We start from the raw sequence: 15,239 nt of genomic DNA, 5'->3' as shown, positions 1-15,239 counted from the left end.
CCGCTAAAGACGCCGCAGTTGGCGTGCCTTGCACGAGGACTTGTGGGACATCCTGGACAGCAATCTGCAGGACGGGGACAAGGCCAAGGGCGCGGTGGCTGTCGATGCCTTTCCCGGGCTGGGGAAGACCACCTCGGTGCTTGCGTTCGCCCGGGATTTCCACTGCCGGGAGATTGCTGAACGCGGCCGTTTCACCGATCAGGGGCACGAGCGGTGGCCGGTCTGCCGGGTGGGCCTGACCGGGAACACCAGCCTGAAGGACCTCAACCAGGCGATGGTGGAGTACTTCGCTCACCCCGGGCGTCTGCGTGGCACAACCGCTCAGCTCGGCCGCCAGGCACTGGACTGCGTGCTGTCCTGCGAGGTACGTCTGCTCATCCTGGACGACCTGCACTTCTTGAAGTGGCGGCACACCAACGGGATGGAGCTGAGCAACCACCTCAAGTGGATTGCCAACGAGTTCCCGGTCACCCTACTCAAGGTCGGCGTCGGGCTCGCTGACAAGGGACTCTTCAGCGAGGGAGAGGCCAGCGGGGATGCCGCCCAGGCCCAGACCGGCCGCCGCACCACCCGTCTGGACATGCCTCCTTTCACGATCACCAGTGAGACGGGCCGTCGTCAATTCCGGAAACTCCTGCTGGCCCTCGAACAGCGTCTGGTTCTGGCCGACAAGTGGCCCGGCATGCTCGCGGACGACCTGTCCGACTACCTCTTCGCCCGCAGCACCGGCCACATCGGGTCGCTGATGACGCTGATCAACCGGGGATGCCAACGCGCGATCCGCAACCGTTCCGAGTGCCTATCCCGGGAACTGCTCGATGGAGTGAAGAACGATGCGGCAGCCGAAGAAGCCCGCAGAGAACTGGAAGTGGCCTTGGACCAGCGGAAGCTGACCAGCCGCCCCCGCGCTGACCGGGGCACCGCGGCGTGAACGCGAACCTGGTGCGGACCCTCCCGATCCGGGTGCGGCCGTTGCCGGGCGAAGGACTCGACTCGTGGCTGGAGACCACCGGTGCCCGACTGGGGGTGAAGCTCGGCCAGCTCGTGACGGCTCTCTCTCCGCCGCGTTCGCCCAGCGCCAGCCGGGCAAACGATGTCACTCACCGGTGGACGGTGCTGCTGCACGCATCCCAGGCCGACTTCTTGTCCGCCGCGACCGGGACCGCAGCGGCTGACCTGCATGCGATGACACTCGCCCGCTTCGACGGCACAGCACTGCTGATCGACCGCACGCGACACCAGATCAACCGCCGACGGCTGTGGGGACGACAGCGCGGATCACGCTTTTGCCCGCAATGCCTGGCCGAGAACGGAGGACGCTGGCCGCTGTCCTGGCGACTGGGCTGGTCGTTCGCCTGCCTGCACCACCAGTGCCTGCTGGCGGACATGTGTGCCTCCTGCGGGCGCATGCAACGTCAGCGCCCCTACGCGGCACATTGCATCCCCAGGCCGGGACTCTGCATGAACACCCATGCTCCAGGGGCAGCGGGCCCTTCCAGCGAGCGATGCGGCTTCCCTCTGTCCGACGTCCGCACACCGCAACTCGCGCCGGACCACCCAGCGTTGACGCTACAGCGGACGTTACTGCTGGGCATGGATCAAGGGCGCATCAGCTTTGGTGTTTACGGTGATCAGCCCCCACAGGTGAGCATGGTGCTTTCCGACATGAGGAGCTTCGCCAGCCGCATTCTCAGCTTCGCGTCCCGAGAAGACCTCGCATCACTTCTGCCGACGGACCTCCTGCATCTGCACGAACAGGCCGCCCAGCACCCGCACCGAGGCAGCACCTACCGACGCGCGGGTTTCATGGCTCCGCCTCACGCCGCCACCACGGCCGTCGGACTCACCGCAGCCGCCCAGATCCTCGGCCAGTCCGACATCCACGAAGCAGGAGCGATGCTGCGGGGTCTGACCAGGACAGGCACCGATGGGGCCCAGCCTCTGATGCCCAACGACATCGCACCCTGGGGAGGAGAAGGCACCAGCACGACACTGAGATCGGTACAGCTCTCCAGTCTGACCCCGAGGATGAAAGCCACCTCGAAACTACGTCACCGGACCGCAGCTCCGGCACCCACGGACCCCGCCCTCACCAGCGCGGCCGAACAGCGGGCCGCGGGCATGCCCTCGATGCTCTGGACACATTGGGCACTACCGCTGACACCCTTGCGCCGCACGAGCCTGCACACGCTGCGAATGGCAATGCCCTGCTGGTTGCTGACCTCCGGCATCGCCATCAACCTGAAATCCGCCTCCGCGCTGCTGGGCACGCTGCTGGAGAACGACACCCTCTCCACCACCCTCCACGAACTCCACATTGGTCCGCACTGGGACACAGTCCACCAAGCACTGATCCGCCTCGCCGATTGCCTGGACGCCTATCCGACGCCCATCAACTACCAGCGCCGCCGGAGGCTGGACTACACCGAGCTATTGCCGAAGGAGACATGGATTCAGGTCTGCGAACGGGCAGGAGTGAACCGAGGACTGGAACGCAAGCACCGTCTCGCCCAGTGCTACCTGTTCGAGCGGCTCAGCACCCTGCCGGCGGTTCGCGCTCCAGCCGCATACGCAATCACCGACAGACATCTACGGCCGAAGCTCGTCGAGTTCCCCAGAAACCTCACCCCCCGCCTGGCAGACGAACTCGACCGCGCAGGTGTCGATTTCCTGGCCCCGCATGCCCCTGGTGAGCCGGTCATATGGGAGCCGCCCCTGCCGCTGCAGGACCTGACGCTGACCGGACCTGATCCGGACAGCGTCGACATCGACAGCCTGCACCACCTGATCCGCAGCGAGAACCTCTCCACACGCCAGGCAGCCGACCGTCTCGCCACCACCTCAGAGGTCGTCCGATACTTGCTGACCCGGCACCCTGCTCCTCCGAGTCCCAGCCGGCAGCGGGCCGTCGGCGCCGCAGCAGCCGACCTCAAGCGGCGACTCCCCGCAGCACGACTGGAGGAACTGCGCCGCACCCGCACTCTCGCAGAGATCGCCTCCCAGTTCGGCACCAACAGAACGATGATCAAGAAACTGAGCAAGCAGTACGACCTGCCGGACCGGTCACACGGGCGGCCCTGCCGCCATCCCGAGGTCAACCGCGAAGGGCTGAGCGAGCAATACCTCGCTCGGCGGAGACCGCTTCCCGAACTCGCCCGGGAAGCCGGGATGAGCACGAGCCAGATGAGCAGGCAAGCGCAGACGTGCGGCATCCCGCTCCGACGGCCCGGCGGGGCCAGTCACGCGGCCATCCTGCAAGCTGAAGCCCGCGCTGCAAACGCACCCAAGGTTCTGCACCCCGTGCTCACAGGACGTCATGCGCGCCAGCGGCTGGCCCGATACGCCGTCGCGATCACATACGACACCCTCACCGGAGGCCGCTATCGGCCTCAGCATGGCCAAGGGGCACCTGATCAACCAGATCGGCATGCTTGAGGCACAACTGGGAGCATCCCTGCTCACCAGGGCTCAGCGCGGGCATCCCATGAAATCGACATCTTTGGGGCGAGAGGTACTTACCGCCATGAAGCGACTCGGCATTACACCCGAGGAAGCCAAGCCAAGCAAGAAGTAGCCCCGCTGACTGTCAGTGAACCTTTCCCGGTAATGGCTCATGACGTTGCGTGATCGTTCAGATGGCTCGGCCGTAGTCGTTGGAGCAGGACGAGAGCTGCGGCGATCGAGCCGCGACTGGCTCCCCAAGTAGGGGGGAGGCTGCCGAGTAGGCGGGAGAGAGCGGGGGCAGTGGATTGCTGCTTGTCTACGCTGGTGCACACATTCACTCGTTGGGGGACTCCGTTGCCAGCGGGATACCGCACCGCCAGCAGTCGTTCGCGTGGTCGTCCTGGCAGACGTAGCCGATGGCACCATCCACGCACCATTCGGCGGCCTCCTCGGACAGCAGGTCGGGCCCGGCAAGGAGCAGCCGACGAAATTCCGTGGTGTCCGCAATGTCGGCCGGCCGGTTGGTGAACCACTCGTCGAACCAAGGCTTGTCCCGGTGTATGCGCCAGTGCGCATTCTCCCGGTCGTCGACAGCCGTAAGGAACCGATCGACGATGCGCCCCCAACTCGGTGCTCCGAACCAGCCGTTGTCGGACGCACAGAAGGATTCGATCAGGGTTCGCAGGCCGAACTCCTTCTGGCGAAGGCAGTACCTTCGCCCCCACGAGATCGCGACCTGTGCCATCTCCGCGAGTTCTTCTCGCGGATCAACCTCGTGCGCCGGGTCGTCAGGGTTGTGGCAGGCCAGCCCGAGCTCGAGTACGGACTGCCCTGTCGGTAGAACCCGGGACGGATTGACGATCGCGAGACCGAGACCGATCCAGTCGACATGGTCGAACGACAGCATCGAGCGCACGAGTCGGGTGGTTGCCGTGTTGATCCGCATCATTGTGCCGTCGTGGAGCGGACTCTTCCCGGCATGCCAGTTCTCGACGGGTGTGTTGCGCCACACGGCGAGCGTGATGCGGGTGGCAGCGAGCCACAGCAGGGCGTCGTCGTCGAGGTGCCCGAACCGCTTGGCACACTCCTGGGCGCCGTAGGTGATCAACTCTTCCGGTTTCGGCCACCTGTGGCTGTCGGGCCCTTCAGGCCCTTCAGGCGCGTACTCGTAGTCGTCGGCGTACTCGTCGAGGATCGCGCTCAACTCGGCTGCGCTGTAAGCCTCGCTGTACTCGGAGCTGTCCGGCTCCTCGACGGTGTACATGTCGTGGTCCCAGGAGACGTACACGTCGCCCCAGAGCACGACGTCATCGCACTCGCTGGCGTTGTCCGTCACAACCGGCCTGATGGTGATCGGAGCAGTACGCCCGTCGGTTCGCTCGCCGTCCTTCTTGGCGGCCCATGCGCTGATGATCCCGAGCGGCTTCGGAAGGAGAGGGCCGACCTCGGTGATGCTGAACGGCTCGTCGTCGTCATCGGTGTCGAACCGGCTGTTGACGAACGCGACCGCCTCGGAGGGCGTGCTGACGATGGACTGGGTACCACTCTGGTTGTCAACCACTCGCCACAACGGGCTGTTCTTCACGATGCTCTCCGATCGCGGTGAGTGCACCCGGGGTGGGTGCGATGCGCCGGGTCGCTCGGCACTGACACCAACTTATGGGCTGATCAACCCATCCGTAGTCCCGAAGGTGCTTGTCGGCGATGACGTTCGGTACGTTCGCGTGCAACCTGCTTTTCGCGACCGCGGCGACACAGCAGAGTCCAACAGCGGAGGAGGCGAAGATGGCGCTGAGCAAGAAGGGTTCCCGGCGCATAACCGTTGACGGGATCGAGTACCGCTGGCGGATCCGCAGGAAGCCCTCCTACATGCAGGGACTCTGCTGGATGCCGATGACCTATGCAGTTGAAGCGGCCAGCGGCAGCCAGCCGGGCGCGACCTTGATCGTCACCAGCGGCCAGGCCCATCCCAGCAACTGGGTGGGTGCCGAGGCAGTGCCCATCCGCCCAGCCCACGTTGCTGCCAGCATCCGAGAAGCACGGGACCGAGGCTGGGAACCAACCAAGGCCGGATCTCCCTTCCAGCTCGACCGATCTGCAAGGTCCATCGCCCAGCCGTGAGACAAAGCGAACAAAAGCAGTCCATATCGGTCGAACTGCCGCAGAGGATCCAGGCCTGGTTCGCCGAGCATGAGGAACGCCTGTAATCCTGCGGAATCACGGGTGCGGTCCAGCAGTCGTCCGAGGACGGCCGAACCAAGAACAGCACCTGGATGACGCTCGAAAACGATGACTTCGTCGCCGTGCTCATCGTCTGGAGCAGCGGGGAAGCCGAGCTTGAGTACGGGGACATGGCAACAGGCTGGGTCCGACAACAGCGCCGGTATCTCTGCACCTTGCAGGACCTCCTCGACGCCATCGAGACCATCCACGAATGGATCCGCATAAAGGGCGAGCCGACCGTGGAAGGGTGACCTCCGGCGAGTTCGAGAAAGCCTGGGCCGAGTTCCTTGACAGATTGCAACCCGACCCCGCCGACCTCTCGGTGTTCCGAGAGCTTCTTGGCATCATCGCGACATGACCCCGACCCTTCCCCGCACCATCCGAGCCGTCGACAGCGCTCAGCTGCTGGACCTGGCCCAGGAGGCCGCCATGCATGGCTTCAGCCAGCGGCTCCCGGTCGACTGGCTACGAGAGCACCTCGCCGCAGAAGCGACGCATTACCTGTTCCCGACGCTCGTGCAGCGGCTCACGCACCGTCCCGAGGTGCCGCTGCAGTGGAGGTGCCAGCAACTGCTGACCGTCAGCACCGGCGAACAGATCTGGGGTCTGATCGATGTCCTTCCCGACACCTTCGACAAGATCCCGGAGACCTTGGACACGGCGTCCAAGAAGGACATCGTCAACCGCATCGAGCAAGCAGTGACGGTGCGGGAGTGGATAGAACGGACGGCTGCCGATGCAGGTTCATGAGGTACGGCGCAGCCGGCTGGGCAGTCTGAGGAAATGACATCGATCTGAGACAGCCGCTTGCCGACACGTCGTGAGACTGGAGGGGAACGTCCAGGTCATAGCGTCGGCGCCTGACACCGAAAGTGAGAACCTACAGCCCCTGCGGGGGATATGCGCTCGACTGCCGGCTGCTCACCGGGATGGACTGGGGGCATGACGACATCTCAGGAAGAGCTGCTGCCCAGCACGCGCCGGGCGCTTCTGCACTGCATCGCCGTGGCCCAGGCCGAAGGCCGTGCGCCCTCGCTGGTCGCCGCGGTGGTACGGGACGGCAGGGCTGTGTGGCACGGCTCGCGTACCTCGGTGGACGGGCATGGACCGGACGAGAGCGTGCAGTACCGCATCGGCTCGATCACCAAGACCTTTACCGCCGTTCTCGTACTACGGCTGCGCGACGAGGGGCTCCTCGACCTCGGCGACCCGCTGGAGAAGCATCTGCCGGGCACCGGTGCGGGGGAGGTGACCATCGCCGAACTGCTCGCGCACACGGCCGGGTTGGCGGCCGAGTCGCCGGGGCCCTGGTGGGAGCGGACTCCCGGGTCGCTGCGGCCCGAGTTGTCGGACGTGCTGGGTGAGCAGCCCTTCCCGCATCCGTCGGGACGCCGGTTCCACTACTCGAACCCCGGCTACACGCTGCTGGGCGCACTGGTCGAGAGGCTCAGGGGCGCGGCCTGGGAGGACGTACTCAGGCGAGAAGTGCTCGAACCGCTGGACCTGAACCGCACGAGTACACGCCCGCAGGCACCGCATGCGGGCGGCTGGGCCGTGCATCCCTGGGCCGATGCGATGCTTCCCGAGCCCAGCGAGGACCTGGGCCGGATGGCGCCGGCCGGCCAGCTGTGGTCGACGACTGCCGACTTGGCTCGGTTCGCCGTCTTTCTGGCCCAGGGTGACGACCGTGTGCTCAGCGACCGGTCCGTACGGGAGATGCGGACGCCGGCAGCGCCGCCCGAGGCCGCGGATGTGGTGGACAGAGCGGCCTACGGGCTCGGTATGCAGATCCAGCACAGGGACGGGCGGCTCCTTGTGGGGCACGGTGGATCGTTGCCGGGCTTCCTGGCGAGCTTGATGATCAGCGTGGAGGACGACGTGGCTGCCGTGGTCCTGGCCAACTGCACCTCCGGACCGCTGGTCTCCCTCGTCGCCGCCGATCTCGTCCGGATCGTCGCGGAGGCCGAGCCGCGGATTCCCGAGCCCTGGCGGCCGATGCATGAAGTCGACGCGGCGGAACTGGAGTTGGCGGGGCAGTGGTACTGGGGGACCCACGCCTTCGCCCTCCGACTGACCGCCGACGGCCTGGCATCGCTGGAGCCCCTGTCCGGCAAGGGGCGCCGCTCACGGTTCCGGCCCAACGGTGACGGCACATGGACGGGCCTGGAGGGGTACTACGCCGGCGAGCTCCTGAAGGCCGTACGACGCCCGGACGGCATCGTGGACCATCTGGACCTCGGGTCGTTCGTCTTCACGCGTCAGCCGTACGGCGAGGGGGCTGCCGTGCCGGGCGGAGTGGATCCGGACGGGTGGCGGGGGAGCGGCTCGTTCTGACGGCCCGGCGCTGCGCTGTTTCACGTGAAACAGCGCAGCGCCCTGTCACAGCTGGAGCTTGAATCCCACATGCGAGGCCGTGAAGCCGAGGCGCTCGTAGAAGCGGTGGGCGTCGGTACGGGAGGTGTCGGAGGTCAGCTGCACCAACTGGCAGTTCTGACGCCGGGATTCAGCGACGGCCCACTCGATGAGCTGCGTCCCCAGCCCGCTGCCGCGCTCATCGGCATGGATGCGTACGCCTTCGACGATGGAGCGCGTCGCGCCCTTGCGGGACAGTCCGGGAATGACCGTGAGCTGGAGCGTGCCGACGATTCGGCCCTCACGGACGGCGACGACCAGATGCTGGTTCGGGTCGCCGCTCAGCCGCTCCAGTGCGGCGAGGTAAGGCGCCAGGTTGTCCGGCGACTCGCGCTGGGCGCCCAGTGGATCGTCCGCGAGCATTTCGACGATCGCGGGGATGTCGTCGGCGACAGCGGCTCGTATCTCAAGATCTCCCATGACCGCACCCTATGCGGGCACCGGGAGTGACTCCACGACGCGGACCAGCGGGGCTAGTTCGGGGTTCTGTGCGGCTTGGGCGAGGGCTTCGCGGAGGGCTTTGTCGTTGGTGGGGCGGGCTTCCTGCAGGAGGTGGAGGCCTGCTTCGGTGACGTCGGTGTAGATGCCGCGGCGGTCGGTGGGGCAGAGGTAGCGGGAGAGCAGGCCGCGGTCTTCGAGGCGGGTGACGAGTCGGGTGGTGGCGCTCTGGCTGAGGGCGACCGCGTCGGCGACCTGTTTCATCTGGAGGTGGCCGCCTTCGCCGTCGTGCTGGCGGCTGAGCACGTCGAGCAGGGAGTACTCGCGCACGCTCAGCTCGTGTCCGGTCTGAAGGGCGCGCTCGATGTGCGCCTCGATCCTTCCGTGCAGCAGGGAGAGCGCGCACCAGCCCTGGGCGAGGGCGGTGAGTGCGGGGTCCGTCGCTGTCATGGCGTATTCCTCCGTCCCGGAGCGGCCTGAAGCCAGGGTAGAGCAAGGCTGCAATAGCCTGCGTTTGCAAGTAGAGCGCGTCTGCAAGTATTGTTGTCGGGCGTAAAGCGCTCCTGCAATCTTCTGGGAAGGTGTACCCCTTCATGCCTCTCGCGCTTCTGGCCCTCGCGATCGGGGCCTTCGGAATCGGAACGACCGAGTTCGTGATCATGGGCTTGCTGCCCGAGGTCGCGGGCGACTTCGGGGTCTCCATCCCCACGGCCGGCTTCCTGGTGACCGGCTACGCGCTCGGCGTGGTCCTCGGCGCTCCCCTGATGACCGTGCTCGGCACCAAGGTCTCCCGCAAGCGGATGCTGATGCTGCTGATGGGACTCTTCATCGTCGGCAACGTGCTGTCCGCTCTCGCCCCCGCCTTCTCCGTCATGCTGATCGGCCGCGTGGTCGCCTCGCTCGCCCACGGCGCCTTCTTCGGCATCGGCTCGGTCGTCGCGGCCAAGTTGGTAGCCCCGGACAAGAAGGCCGGAGCCATCGCGATGATGTTCACCGGTCTGACCGTCGCCAACGTCGTCGGCGTCCCGCTGGGGACGTTCGTCGGACATGCCGCGGGCTGGCGGGTCACCTTCGGCATCGTCGCCGTCCTCGGGCTCGCCGGCCTCGCCGGAATCGCCAAGCTGGTCCCCGACATGCCCAAGCAGCAGGGCGTACGCCTGCGTCACGAACTGGCCGCGTTCAAGAACGCCCAGGTCCTGCTGGCTATGGCGATGACGGTCCTCGGTTTCGGCGGCGTCTTCGCGGCCATCACCTACATCGCGCCGATGATGACCCATGTCGCCGGCTTCGCCGACGGATCCGTCACCTGGCTGCTGGTCCTGTTCGGACTCGGCATGGTCGGCGGCAACCTCGTCGGCGGCAAGTACGCCGACCGTGCGCTGATGCCCCTGCTCTACGTGTCCCTGGGCGCCCTCGCCGTCGTGCTCGCGCTCTTCACGCTCACGGCCCACAACAAGGCCCTCGCGGCTGTCACCATCGCACTGATCGGCGCCCTGGGCTTCGCGACCGTGCCTCCGCTGCAGAAGCGGGTCCTCGACCAGGCGCACGGTGCTCCGACTCTCGCCTCGGCCGTGAACATCGGCGCCTTCAACCTCGGCAACGCCCTCTCCGCCTGGCTCGGTGGCATCGTCATCTCCGCCGGGTTCGGCTACACCTCCCCCAACTGGGTGGGCGCCGCCCTCGCCGCGGCCGCGCTGCTGCTCGCGTTCCTCTCGGCCGCGCTGGAGCGCCGCGCCGGCGACCCTTCCGGCACCGTCGTCACGGGTACGGCGCCCGTCGAGCATCGAGCCGTCGTCCACCACTGAGCCGACCCGAGTGCGGGGTCAGGGCCGCCCCGACCGCACCCCTGTGTCCAAAACGAAAACGCCGGCCCCTGACGGGGGACCGGCGTTTCCTCATGCGTGCCGCAGTCCGCAGCCGAGGACCTCAGCCCGCGGCCACCGTCAACGGAGCGAACCGTCGGGTCCAGTCGCCGGGCAGCTCCGAGAGGCCGGACATCATGACCGAGTTGAAGGTGACGGACGCCAAGCCGTGCTCCTTCGCCCAGATCAGCAGTTCCTCGTGGCGTACGTCGACATCGGTGCGCAGCGGTTGGTCGGTGTGGGCGGCGAGGGAGGCGATGAGCGCCTTCGCGGTCTCCGTGTCGCGAGCGATCAGTGGGCCCACGACCTGCGTGGCCATGTTGGGCCAGGCGCCCGCGTAGCCGATGATCCTGCCGTTCTCCTCGGCGACCCGCAGTTGGTCGAGGAAAGCGGGCAGCCGCGTGATGATGTGCGTGCGATCGGCGCCGAACACCTCCTCGTCGAGCCGGAGGATCGCGCTGAGATCCTCCGCGGTGGCCGCACGGGTGGCCACCGCGGGCTTCCAGGTGCCGGGCACGAAGGTCCCGCGGAGCATCTCCGCCCGGCCCGTTGCCTTGAAGCCGAGTTCCTCGTAGAGCGGCCGTCCGTACGGCGTCGCGTGCAACGTCAGCGGTGTCGTACCCATCGCGGAGATGACGTGTTGCATCAGCCGGCGTCCGATGCCCTGGCGGGCGTGGCGCTCGGCGACCAGGACCATGCCGATGGCCGCCAGGTCGGGTCGGTCCCTCGGTCCGTACTCCGTGATGACGCAGGCGCTGACGAGTCCGCCGGTGGGGTCGTCGATCCCGTAGCCCTTCCCGGCTGTCAGAAGGAAGCTCCACTTGTGTTCCTCACGGGGCCAGCCCCGGTCCTCGGACAAGTCGGCGCAGGCGGTGAGGTCGCGAGGCGAAAGACGGCGGATGGGCAGAGCGGCGAGGGAAGGAGTCGGCACGCAGGTCAGGCTGTCTGACGACTGCACTGGTCGTCCAGCCGTTTCCGGGGAGACGTACGAGCTTTTGGCCATGTCATGGTCCACCGCGTGGCGCGCCGATGGCCGTCGGGTGTTTCACGTGAAACACGGGCGAACGTGGGGCGTCCATCGCGGCAACTCGACCTGGAGACGGAGACCGTCGCGTCGGAGGCGTATGCAACCCCGCTGATCCATGGGGATGGGTCTGTGGGAAGCCCATGAATTGGTGCGCAGACGCCGGTAATTGAGGGAAATGCGGCACGTTCGCCCCTCTACCCATTCGTGAGGAAGGAAGGGGGGACTTGTGATCGGCGTGGCTGCCGGTATGGTCGACTCCGGTTCGTGTCCGAGCTGTGATCGAGGCTCACTGCGGCGACCGAGCGCAAGGCAATGCAGCTTAACGGGACGGAGAGATCGAAGACCCGCGTTCTCGGTTATGCGACCGAGCGTCCGCACGCGATGGGATGCTGCGGTGAGAGTACTGCGGTCAATGTCACACTCTCGCCTTACTTGTCCGTACTGGGTGTGAATACGGGTTGAATGTCGCCGTATTGGGTTGTGGCAACGAACGGCGACAAACGGGGAATGCAAGCCGTCGCGGGGGAAGCAGGCACCTTCCGATCCAGGAAGTGCGCAGACCGACCGAAATATGTTCGAGGCGAGGCACACCATGGACGCTCCGACCACCACGTCGGCCGACAACGGCACTTCAGGCGGCGGGGGTGGCTGGTTCACGCCGCGCGAGCAGTCGGCGACGACTCCGGGCAGCGAACAGGAGACGGCCGAGGGCAGCCGCTTGGCGGCGATGCGCCCGGTGGGCAGGACGGCGACAGCCGATGGCCCGATACCCCCGCCCCAGGACGGCCCAGAGCTCACCACGACGGGCGCTCCGGCAGGACCCACTGTGCCGCCGGACCCCGGCTCCTTCCCCGCCGCCCCGGCGCCCACTGGGCACCAGACCCCGGAGTGGGAGACACCGATGGCGCTATGGCCCCCCGCCACACCCGCCCCGAGCCACCTATCGCCCGCTGCGGCACAGCCGGAGATATCCGGCCCCACCCCCCTCGCCCCGCCCGCCCCGCACGTACGCGTGCCGCCTCAGTGCCCGGCGCCGGCACTCACCGCCTCCCCCGACGCCATCCTGATCCGCCGGACGATGGCCGAGATCGGGCCCGTGGCCGACAAGGTCACCTCCTACTTCTACGCGCTGCTCTTCGTACGCCACCCTGAGCTGCGCTCCCTGTTCCCCGCCGCGATGGACACCCAGCGCGACCGGCTGCTGAGAGCGCTGCTCACCGCGGCCGAACACATCGACAACACGCCGGTTCTCGTCGACTACCTTCAGAACCTCGGGCGCGGCCATCGCAAGTACGGGACCCGGGCCCAGCACTACCCGGCCGTCGGTGAGTGCCTGATCGGCGCGCTCAGCAAGTACGCCACCGGCGTCTGGGACGGGGAGACCGAGGCCGCCTGGATCCGGACGTACACGACGATCTCGCAGGTCATGATCGACGCGGCGGCGGCGGACGAACTACGCGCCCCGGCCTGGTGGTACGCGGAGGTCGTCGCACACGACCTGAGAACCTCGGACGTCGCGGTCATCACCGTCCGCCCCGACCAGCCCTACCCCTTCCTCGCCGGGCAGTACACGAGCCTGGAAACGCCCTGGTGGCCCCGGATCTGGCGGCACTACTCCTTCGCCTCGGCGGCCCGCTCGGACGGCCTGCTGACGTTCCATGTGAAGGCCGTGCCCGCAGGCTGGGTCTCCAACGCGTTGGTGCATCGCGCCCGGCCGGGCGACATCGTCCGGCTCGGCCCGCCGATCGGTTCGATGACCGTGGACCACACCAGCGACAGCAGCTTGCTCTGCCTGGGCGGAGGCACCGGCATAGCGCCCATCAAGGCATTGGTCGAGGACGTCGCCGAGCACGGCGAACGGCGAACGGTCGAGGTCTTCTACGGCGCCCGCAGCAACCAGGACCTGTACGACATCGACACGATGCTCAGGCTCCAGCAGTCCCACCCCTGGCTGGCGGTCCGCCCGGTGGTGGACCGGCACGGACTGCTACAGCTTCCCGACGCCATACGCGAGTACGGGCCCTGGGCCGAGTACGACGCCTATGTGTCGGGCCCGCCCGGCATGATCCGCAGCGGCGTGGACGCACTGCGAGGCGTCGGTGTCCCGTCCGAGCGCATACGCCATGACTCGGTGGAGGAACTCGTCGTCATCGGGGACTGACGAGCCGCCGTCGCGGACGAAGCCGGCGGGCGCGGACAGAGTCGGCGGTCCGTATCAGCCCAAGTCAGGGGCGTGCATGGCGCGGACGCCCTCGATGTTCCCGTCCAGGTAGTGCCGCAGCGACAGCGGTACGAGATGGACGGACGCGATCCCGACCCGAGTGAACGGCACCCGCACGATCTCGTACTCGCCGATGGGTTCGTCCACTTCCGGTCCGTGCCGCAAGGACGGGTCCATGGACTCCAGGTGGCAGACGAAGAAGTGCTGCACCTTCACGCCGGTCGCTCCGCCGTCGTCGCCGATGTGCTCGACGGTGTCGACGAAGCAGGGCACCACGTCGGTGATCTTGGCGCCGAGTTCCTCGTACACCTCGCGGTGCAGGGCGTCGACGACGGTCGTGTCCGACGGCTCGACCCCACCTCCGGGCGTGAGCCAGTAGGGATCCACGCCGGGCTTGGTGCGCTTGATCAGGATCAGGTCGTCACCGTCCAGCAGAACGGCGCGGGCGGTGCGCTTGACCACGGGTCGGACGGTCATGCAGGAAATGTGGCCCGGCTGGTTCCACGTGAAACATCGCGAGACGTCACTGGTCGAGTTCATGGCGTGACGGCCACCGAAGAGCTGATGAGAATCAGTGGAAAACCCCTGATCAGGCCCCGTGGAAGACACTGCTCGGGCCCCGGCCGGCAGGCACTGTTCAAGCCCGTCGGCAGGCGCTGCTCAGGCCCAGTCGGCAGGCGCTGCTCAGGCCCAGTCGGCAGCCGCCCGCAGCAGCCACTCATGGGCCCGTGCGATGTGCGGCATCGCGAGCGTCCCGGTGCGGGCCACCAGGAAGTACGTCCGCAGCGGCGGCACCGGCGGATCGTGCAGCGGGACGACGTCCCCGCGCTCCAGGGCGGCCGCGCACAGATAGCGGGGCAGCACCGCGAGCCCCGCGCCCGCGACCGCACAGGCCAGGGCCGCGCGCAGGTCGGGGACGATCACAGTGCCGGGGGTGGCGGGACGGGAGTCGTAGACCGAGGCCCAGTAGCGGGAGACGAAGGGCAGTGACTCGTGCACCTCCACCACCGGGATGTCCTCCAGCGCGTGCGCCCCCTTGCCGCGCAGCATCGCCGGGCCGATCCGTTCCTCCCAGCGGGGGGCGGCCACGAGGACGTGCTCCTCGTCGCAGAGCGCAGTCGCCGTGAGCAGGGCGCCCCGCGGACGGGCTGTGGTGATGGCCAGATCGTGATGCCCGGCGGCCAGCCCCTCCAGGGTCTCCTCGGCATTGCCGAAGGACGCGCGCAGCGCGAAGCCCTGGCCGTCCTCGCCGGTCAGTTCGGTGAGCGCGGGCAGCGCCCGCTCGGCGGTGAACTCAGGAGGGCCGGCAAGGTGCAGCGTGCGTAAGGAGGACTCGTCGTCGAGGCCCGTCTCGGTGATCTCCACCAGGGCGTCGAGATGTGGGGCCGCCTTGTGCGCGAGTTCGTCGCCGATGGTCGTGGGCGTCACTCCGCGGGCCTGCCGCAGGAACAGGGGGCGGCCCAGCTGCCGTTCCAGGGTGCGGATCTGCGAGGTCACGGCCGGCTGCGACAGCCCGAGCAGCGCGGCGGCGCGGGTGAAGGAGCCGGCCCGGTGCACGGTCACAAAAGTGCGCAACAAGGCCAAGTCCATGCCACACCCTCCCCTTCCCCGC

General features: G+C 67.5%; 14 protein-coding genes. 8 read left to right on the top strand and 6 right to left on the bottom strand.

The features are described 5' to 3' along the window. The first annotated feature begins 28 nt into the window (after window positions 1–28). Window positions 29–931, top strand: coding sequence for a TniB family NTP-binding protein (locus AQJ67_RS24065; RefSeq protein WP_244190568.1), 903 nt, complete (start codon window positions 29–31; stop codon window positions 929–931). Continuing rightward, a complete protein-coding gene (locus AQJ67_RS45490; protein ID WP_079056129.1) occupies window positions 928–3,435 on the top strand; it encodes a TniQ family protein in 2,508 nt (835 codons plus the stop codon). Before AQJ67_RS24065 ends, AQJ67_RS45490 begins: the two co-directional genes overlap by 4 nt. A gap of 343 nt (window positions 3,436–3,778) precedes the next feature. Here the strand turns inward: AQJ67_RS45490 and AQJ67_RS24050 are convergent, their stop codons facing one another. Beyond that, window positions 3,779–5,029: a hypothetical protein gene (locus AQJ67_RS24050; RefSeq protein WP_244190567.1), complete on the bottom strand. Its 1,251-nt coding sequence runs from the start codon at window positions 5,027–5,029 to the stop codon at window positions 3,779–3,781. Between the two features lie 119 nt (window positions 5,030–5,148). Here AQJ67_RS24050 and AQJ67_RS24045 point away from each other — a divergent pair, with 119 nt between their 5' ends. From AQJ67_RS24045 to AQJ67_RS24030, 4 genes are all read left to right on the top strand, one after another. Next, window positions 5,149–5,565 carry a hypothetical protein gene (locus AQJ67_RS24045; RefSeq protein ID WP_425264179.1) on the top strand — a complete coding sequence of 139 codons (417 nt, stop codon included), beginning with the start codon at window positions 5,149–5,151 and terminating at the stop codon, window positions 5,563–5,565. 152 nt (window positions 5,566–5,717) lie between these two features. Beyond that, window positions 5,718–5,918 (top strand): hypothetical protein, encoded by a 201-nt coding sequence (locus tag AQJ67_RS49495; protein ID WP_244190566.1) that lies wholly within the window; start codon window positions 5,718–5,720, stop codon window positions 5,916–5,918. A 103-nt stretch (window positions 5,919–6,021) separates the two neighbouring features. Then, entirely contained in the window at window positions 6,022–6,417 is a 396-nt protein-coding gene (locus tag AQJ67_RS24035; protein WP_062721150.1) for a hypothetical protein, read from the top strand. 192 nt (window positions 6,418–6,609) lie between these two features. Next, the gene (locus tag AQJ67_RS24030; protein WP_062721149.1) at window positions 6,610–8,001 is read left to right on the top strand and encodes a serine hydrolase domain-containing protein; all 1,392 of its coding nucleotides are present in this window, start codon (window positions 6,610–6,612) and stop codon (window positions 7,999–8,001) included. Window positions 8,002–8,046: 45 nt separating this feature from the next. Here the strand turns inward: AQJ67_RS24030 and AQJ67_RS24025 are convergent, their stop codons facing one another. After that, window positions 8,047–8,499, bottom strand: a complete 453-nt coding sequence (locus AQJ67_RS24025; protein ID WP_062721148.1) for a GNAT family N-acetyltransferase — start codon at window positions 8,497–8,499, stop codon at window positions 8,047–8,049. A 9-nt stretch (window positions 8,500–8,508) separates the two neighbouring features. Next, window positions 8,509–8,967, bottom strand: a complete 459-nt coding sequence (locus AQJ67_RS24020; protein WP_062721147.1) for a MarR family winged helix-turn-helix transcriptional regulator — start codon at window positions 8,965–8,967, stop codon at window positions 8,509–8,511. Window positions 8,968–9,110: 143 nt separating this feature from the next. Between AQJ67_RS24020 and AQJ67_RS24015 the strand changes: the two genes are divergently transcribed. After that, window positions 9,111–10,322: an MFS transporter gene (locus AQJ67_RS24015; protein WP_062721587.1), complete on the top strand. Its 1,212-nt coding sequence runs from the start codon at window positions 9,111–9,113 to the stop codon at window positions 10,320–10,322. Window positions 10,323–10,443: 121 nt separating this feature from the next. Here the strand turns inward: AQJ67_RS24015 and AQJ67_RS24010 are convergent, their stop codons facing one another. Beyond that, entirely contained in the window at window positions 10,444–11,310 is an 867-nt protein-coding gene (locus tag AQJ67_RS24010; protein WP_062721585.1) for a GNAT family N-acetyltransferase, read from the bottom strand. Window positions 11,311–11,977: 667 nt separating this feature from the next. On the opposite strand from AQJ67_RS24010, the gene AQJ67_RS24005 reads away from it, so the two are divergent. Continuing rightward, complete coding sequence (locus tag AQJ67_RS24005) at window positions 11,978–13,567, top strand: globin domain-containing protein (RefSeq protein ID WP_079056128.1); 1,590 nt, start codon at window positions 11,978–11,980, stop codon at window positions 13,565–13,567. 54 nt (window positions 13,568–13,621) lie between these two features. Here AQJ67_RS24005 and AQJ67_RS24000 read toward each other — a convergent pair whose 3' ends face one another. Continuing rightward, window positions 13,622–14,104: an NUDIX domain-containing protein gene (locus tag AQJ67_RS24000; protein ID WP_062721145.1), complete on the bottom strand. Its 483-nt coding sequence runs from the start codon at window positions 14,102–14,104 to the stop codon at window positions 13,622–13,624. A 207-nt stretch (window positions 14,105–14,311) separates the two neighbouring features. Beyond that, window positions 14,312–15,217 carry a LysR family transcriptional regulator gene (locus tag AQJ67_RS23995; RefSeq protein WP_062721144.1) on the bottom strand — a complete coding sequence of 302 codons (906 nt, stop codon included), beginning with the start codon at window positions 15,215–15,217 and terminating at the stop codon, window positions 14,312–14,314. Window positions 15,218–15,239: the final 22 nt, after the last annotated feature.

Origin of the sequence: Streptomyces caeruleatus (genome assembly GCF_001514235.1) — a bacterium.
In the GTDB taxonomy this organism is placed as follows: domain Bacteria; phylum Actinomycetota; class Actinomycetes; order Streptomycetales; family Streptomycetaceae; genus Streptomyces; species Streptomyces caeruleatus.
Note: the sequence above shows the minus strand (reverse complement) of the source record. Positions and strands in the feature narration are given on the sequence as shown.

Excerpts from the sequence above, each read along its gene's own strand:
- AQJ67_RS24045 (WP_425264179.1), top strand. The coding sequence starts at position 5,149 with ATGACGTTCGGTACGTTCGCGTGCAACCTGCTTTTCGCGACCGCGGCG.
- AQJ67_RS49495 (WP_244190566.1), top strand. The coding sequence starts at position 5,718 with ATGACGCTCGAAAACGATGACTTCGTCGCCGTGCTCATCGTCTGGAGC.
- AQJ67_RS24035 (WP_062721150.1), top strand. The coding sequence starts at position 6,022 with ATGACCCCGACCCTTCCCCGCACCATCCGAGCCGTCGACAGCGCTCAG.
- AQJ67_RS24030 (WP_062721149.1), top strand. The coding sequence starts at position 6,610 with ATGACGACATCTCAGGAAGAGCTGCTGCCCAGCACGCGCCGGGCGCTT.
- AQJ67_RS24025 (WP_062721148.1), bottom strand. The coding sequence starts at position 8,499 with ATGGGAGATCTTGAGATACGAGCCGCTGTCGCCGACGACATCCCCGCG.
- AQJ67_RS24020 (WP_062721147.1), bottom strand. The coding sequence starts at position 8,967 with ATGACAGCGACGGACCCCGCACTCACCGCCCTCGCCCAGGGCTGGTGC.
- AQJ67_RS24015 (WP_062721587.1), top strand. The coding sequence starts at position 9,111 with ATGCCTCTCGCGCTTCTGGCCCTCGCGATCGGGGCCTTCGGAATCGGA.
- AQJ67_RS24005 (WP_079056128.1), top strand. The coding sequence starts at position 11,978 with ATGTTCGAGGCGAGGCACACCATGGACGCTCCGACCACCACGTCGGCC.
- AQJ67_RS24000 (WP_062721145.1), bottom strand. The coding sequence starts at position 14,104 with ATGACCGTCCGACCCGTGGTCAAGCGCACCGCCCGCGCCGTTCTGCTG.
- AQJ67_RS23995 (WP_062721144.1), bottom strand. The coding sequence starts at position 15,217 with ATGGACTTGGCCTTGTTGCGCACTTTTGTGACCGTGCACCGGGCCGGC.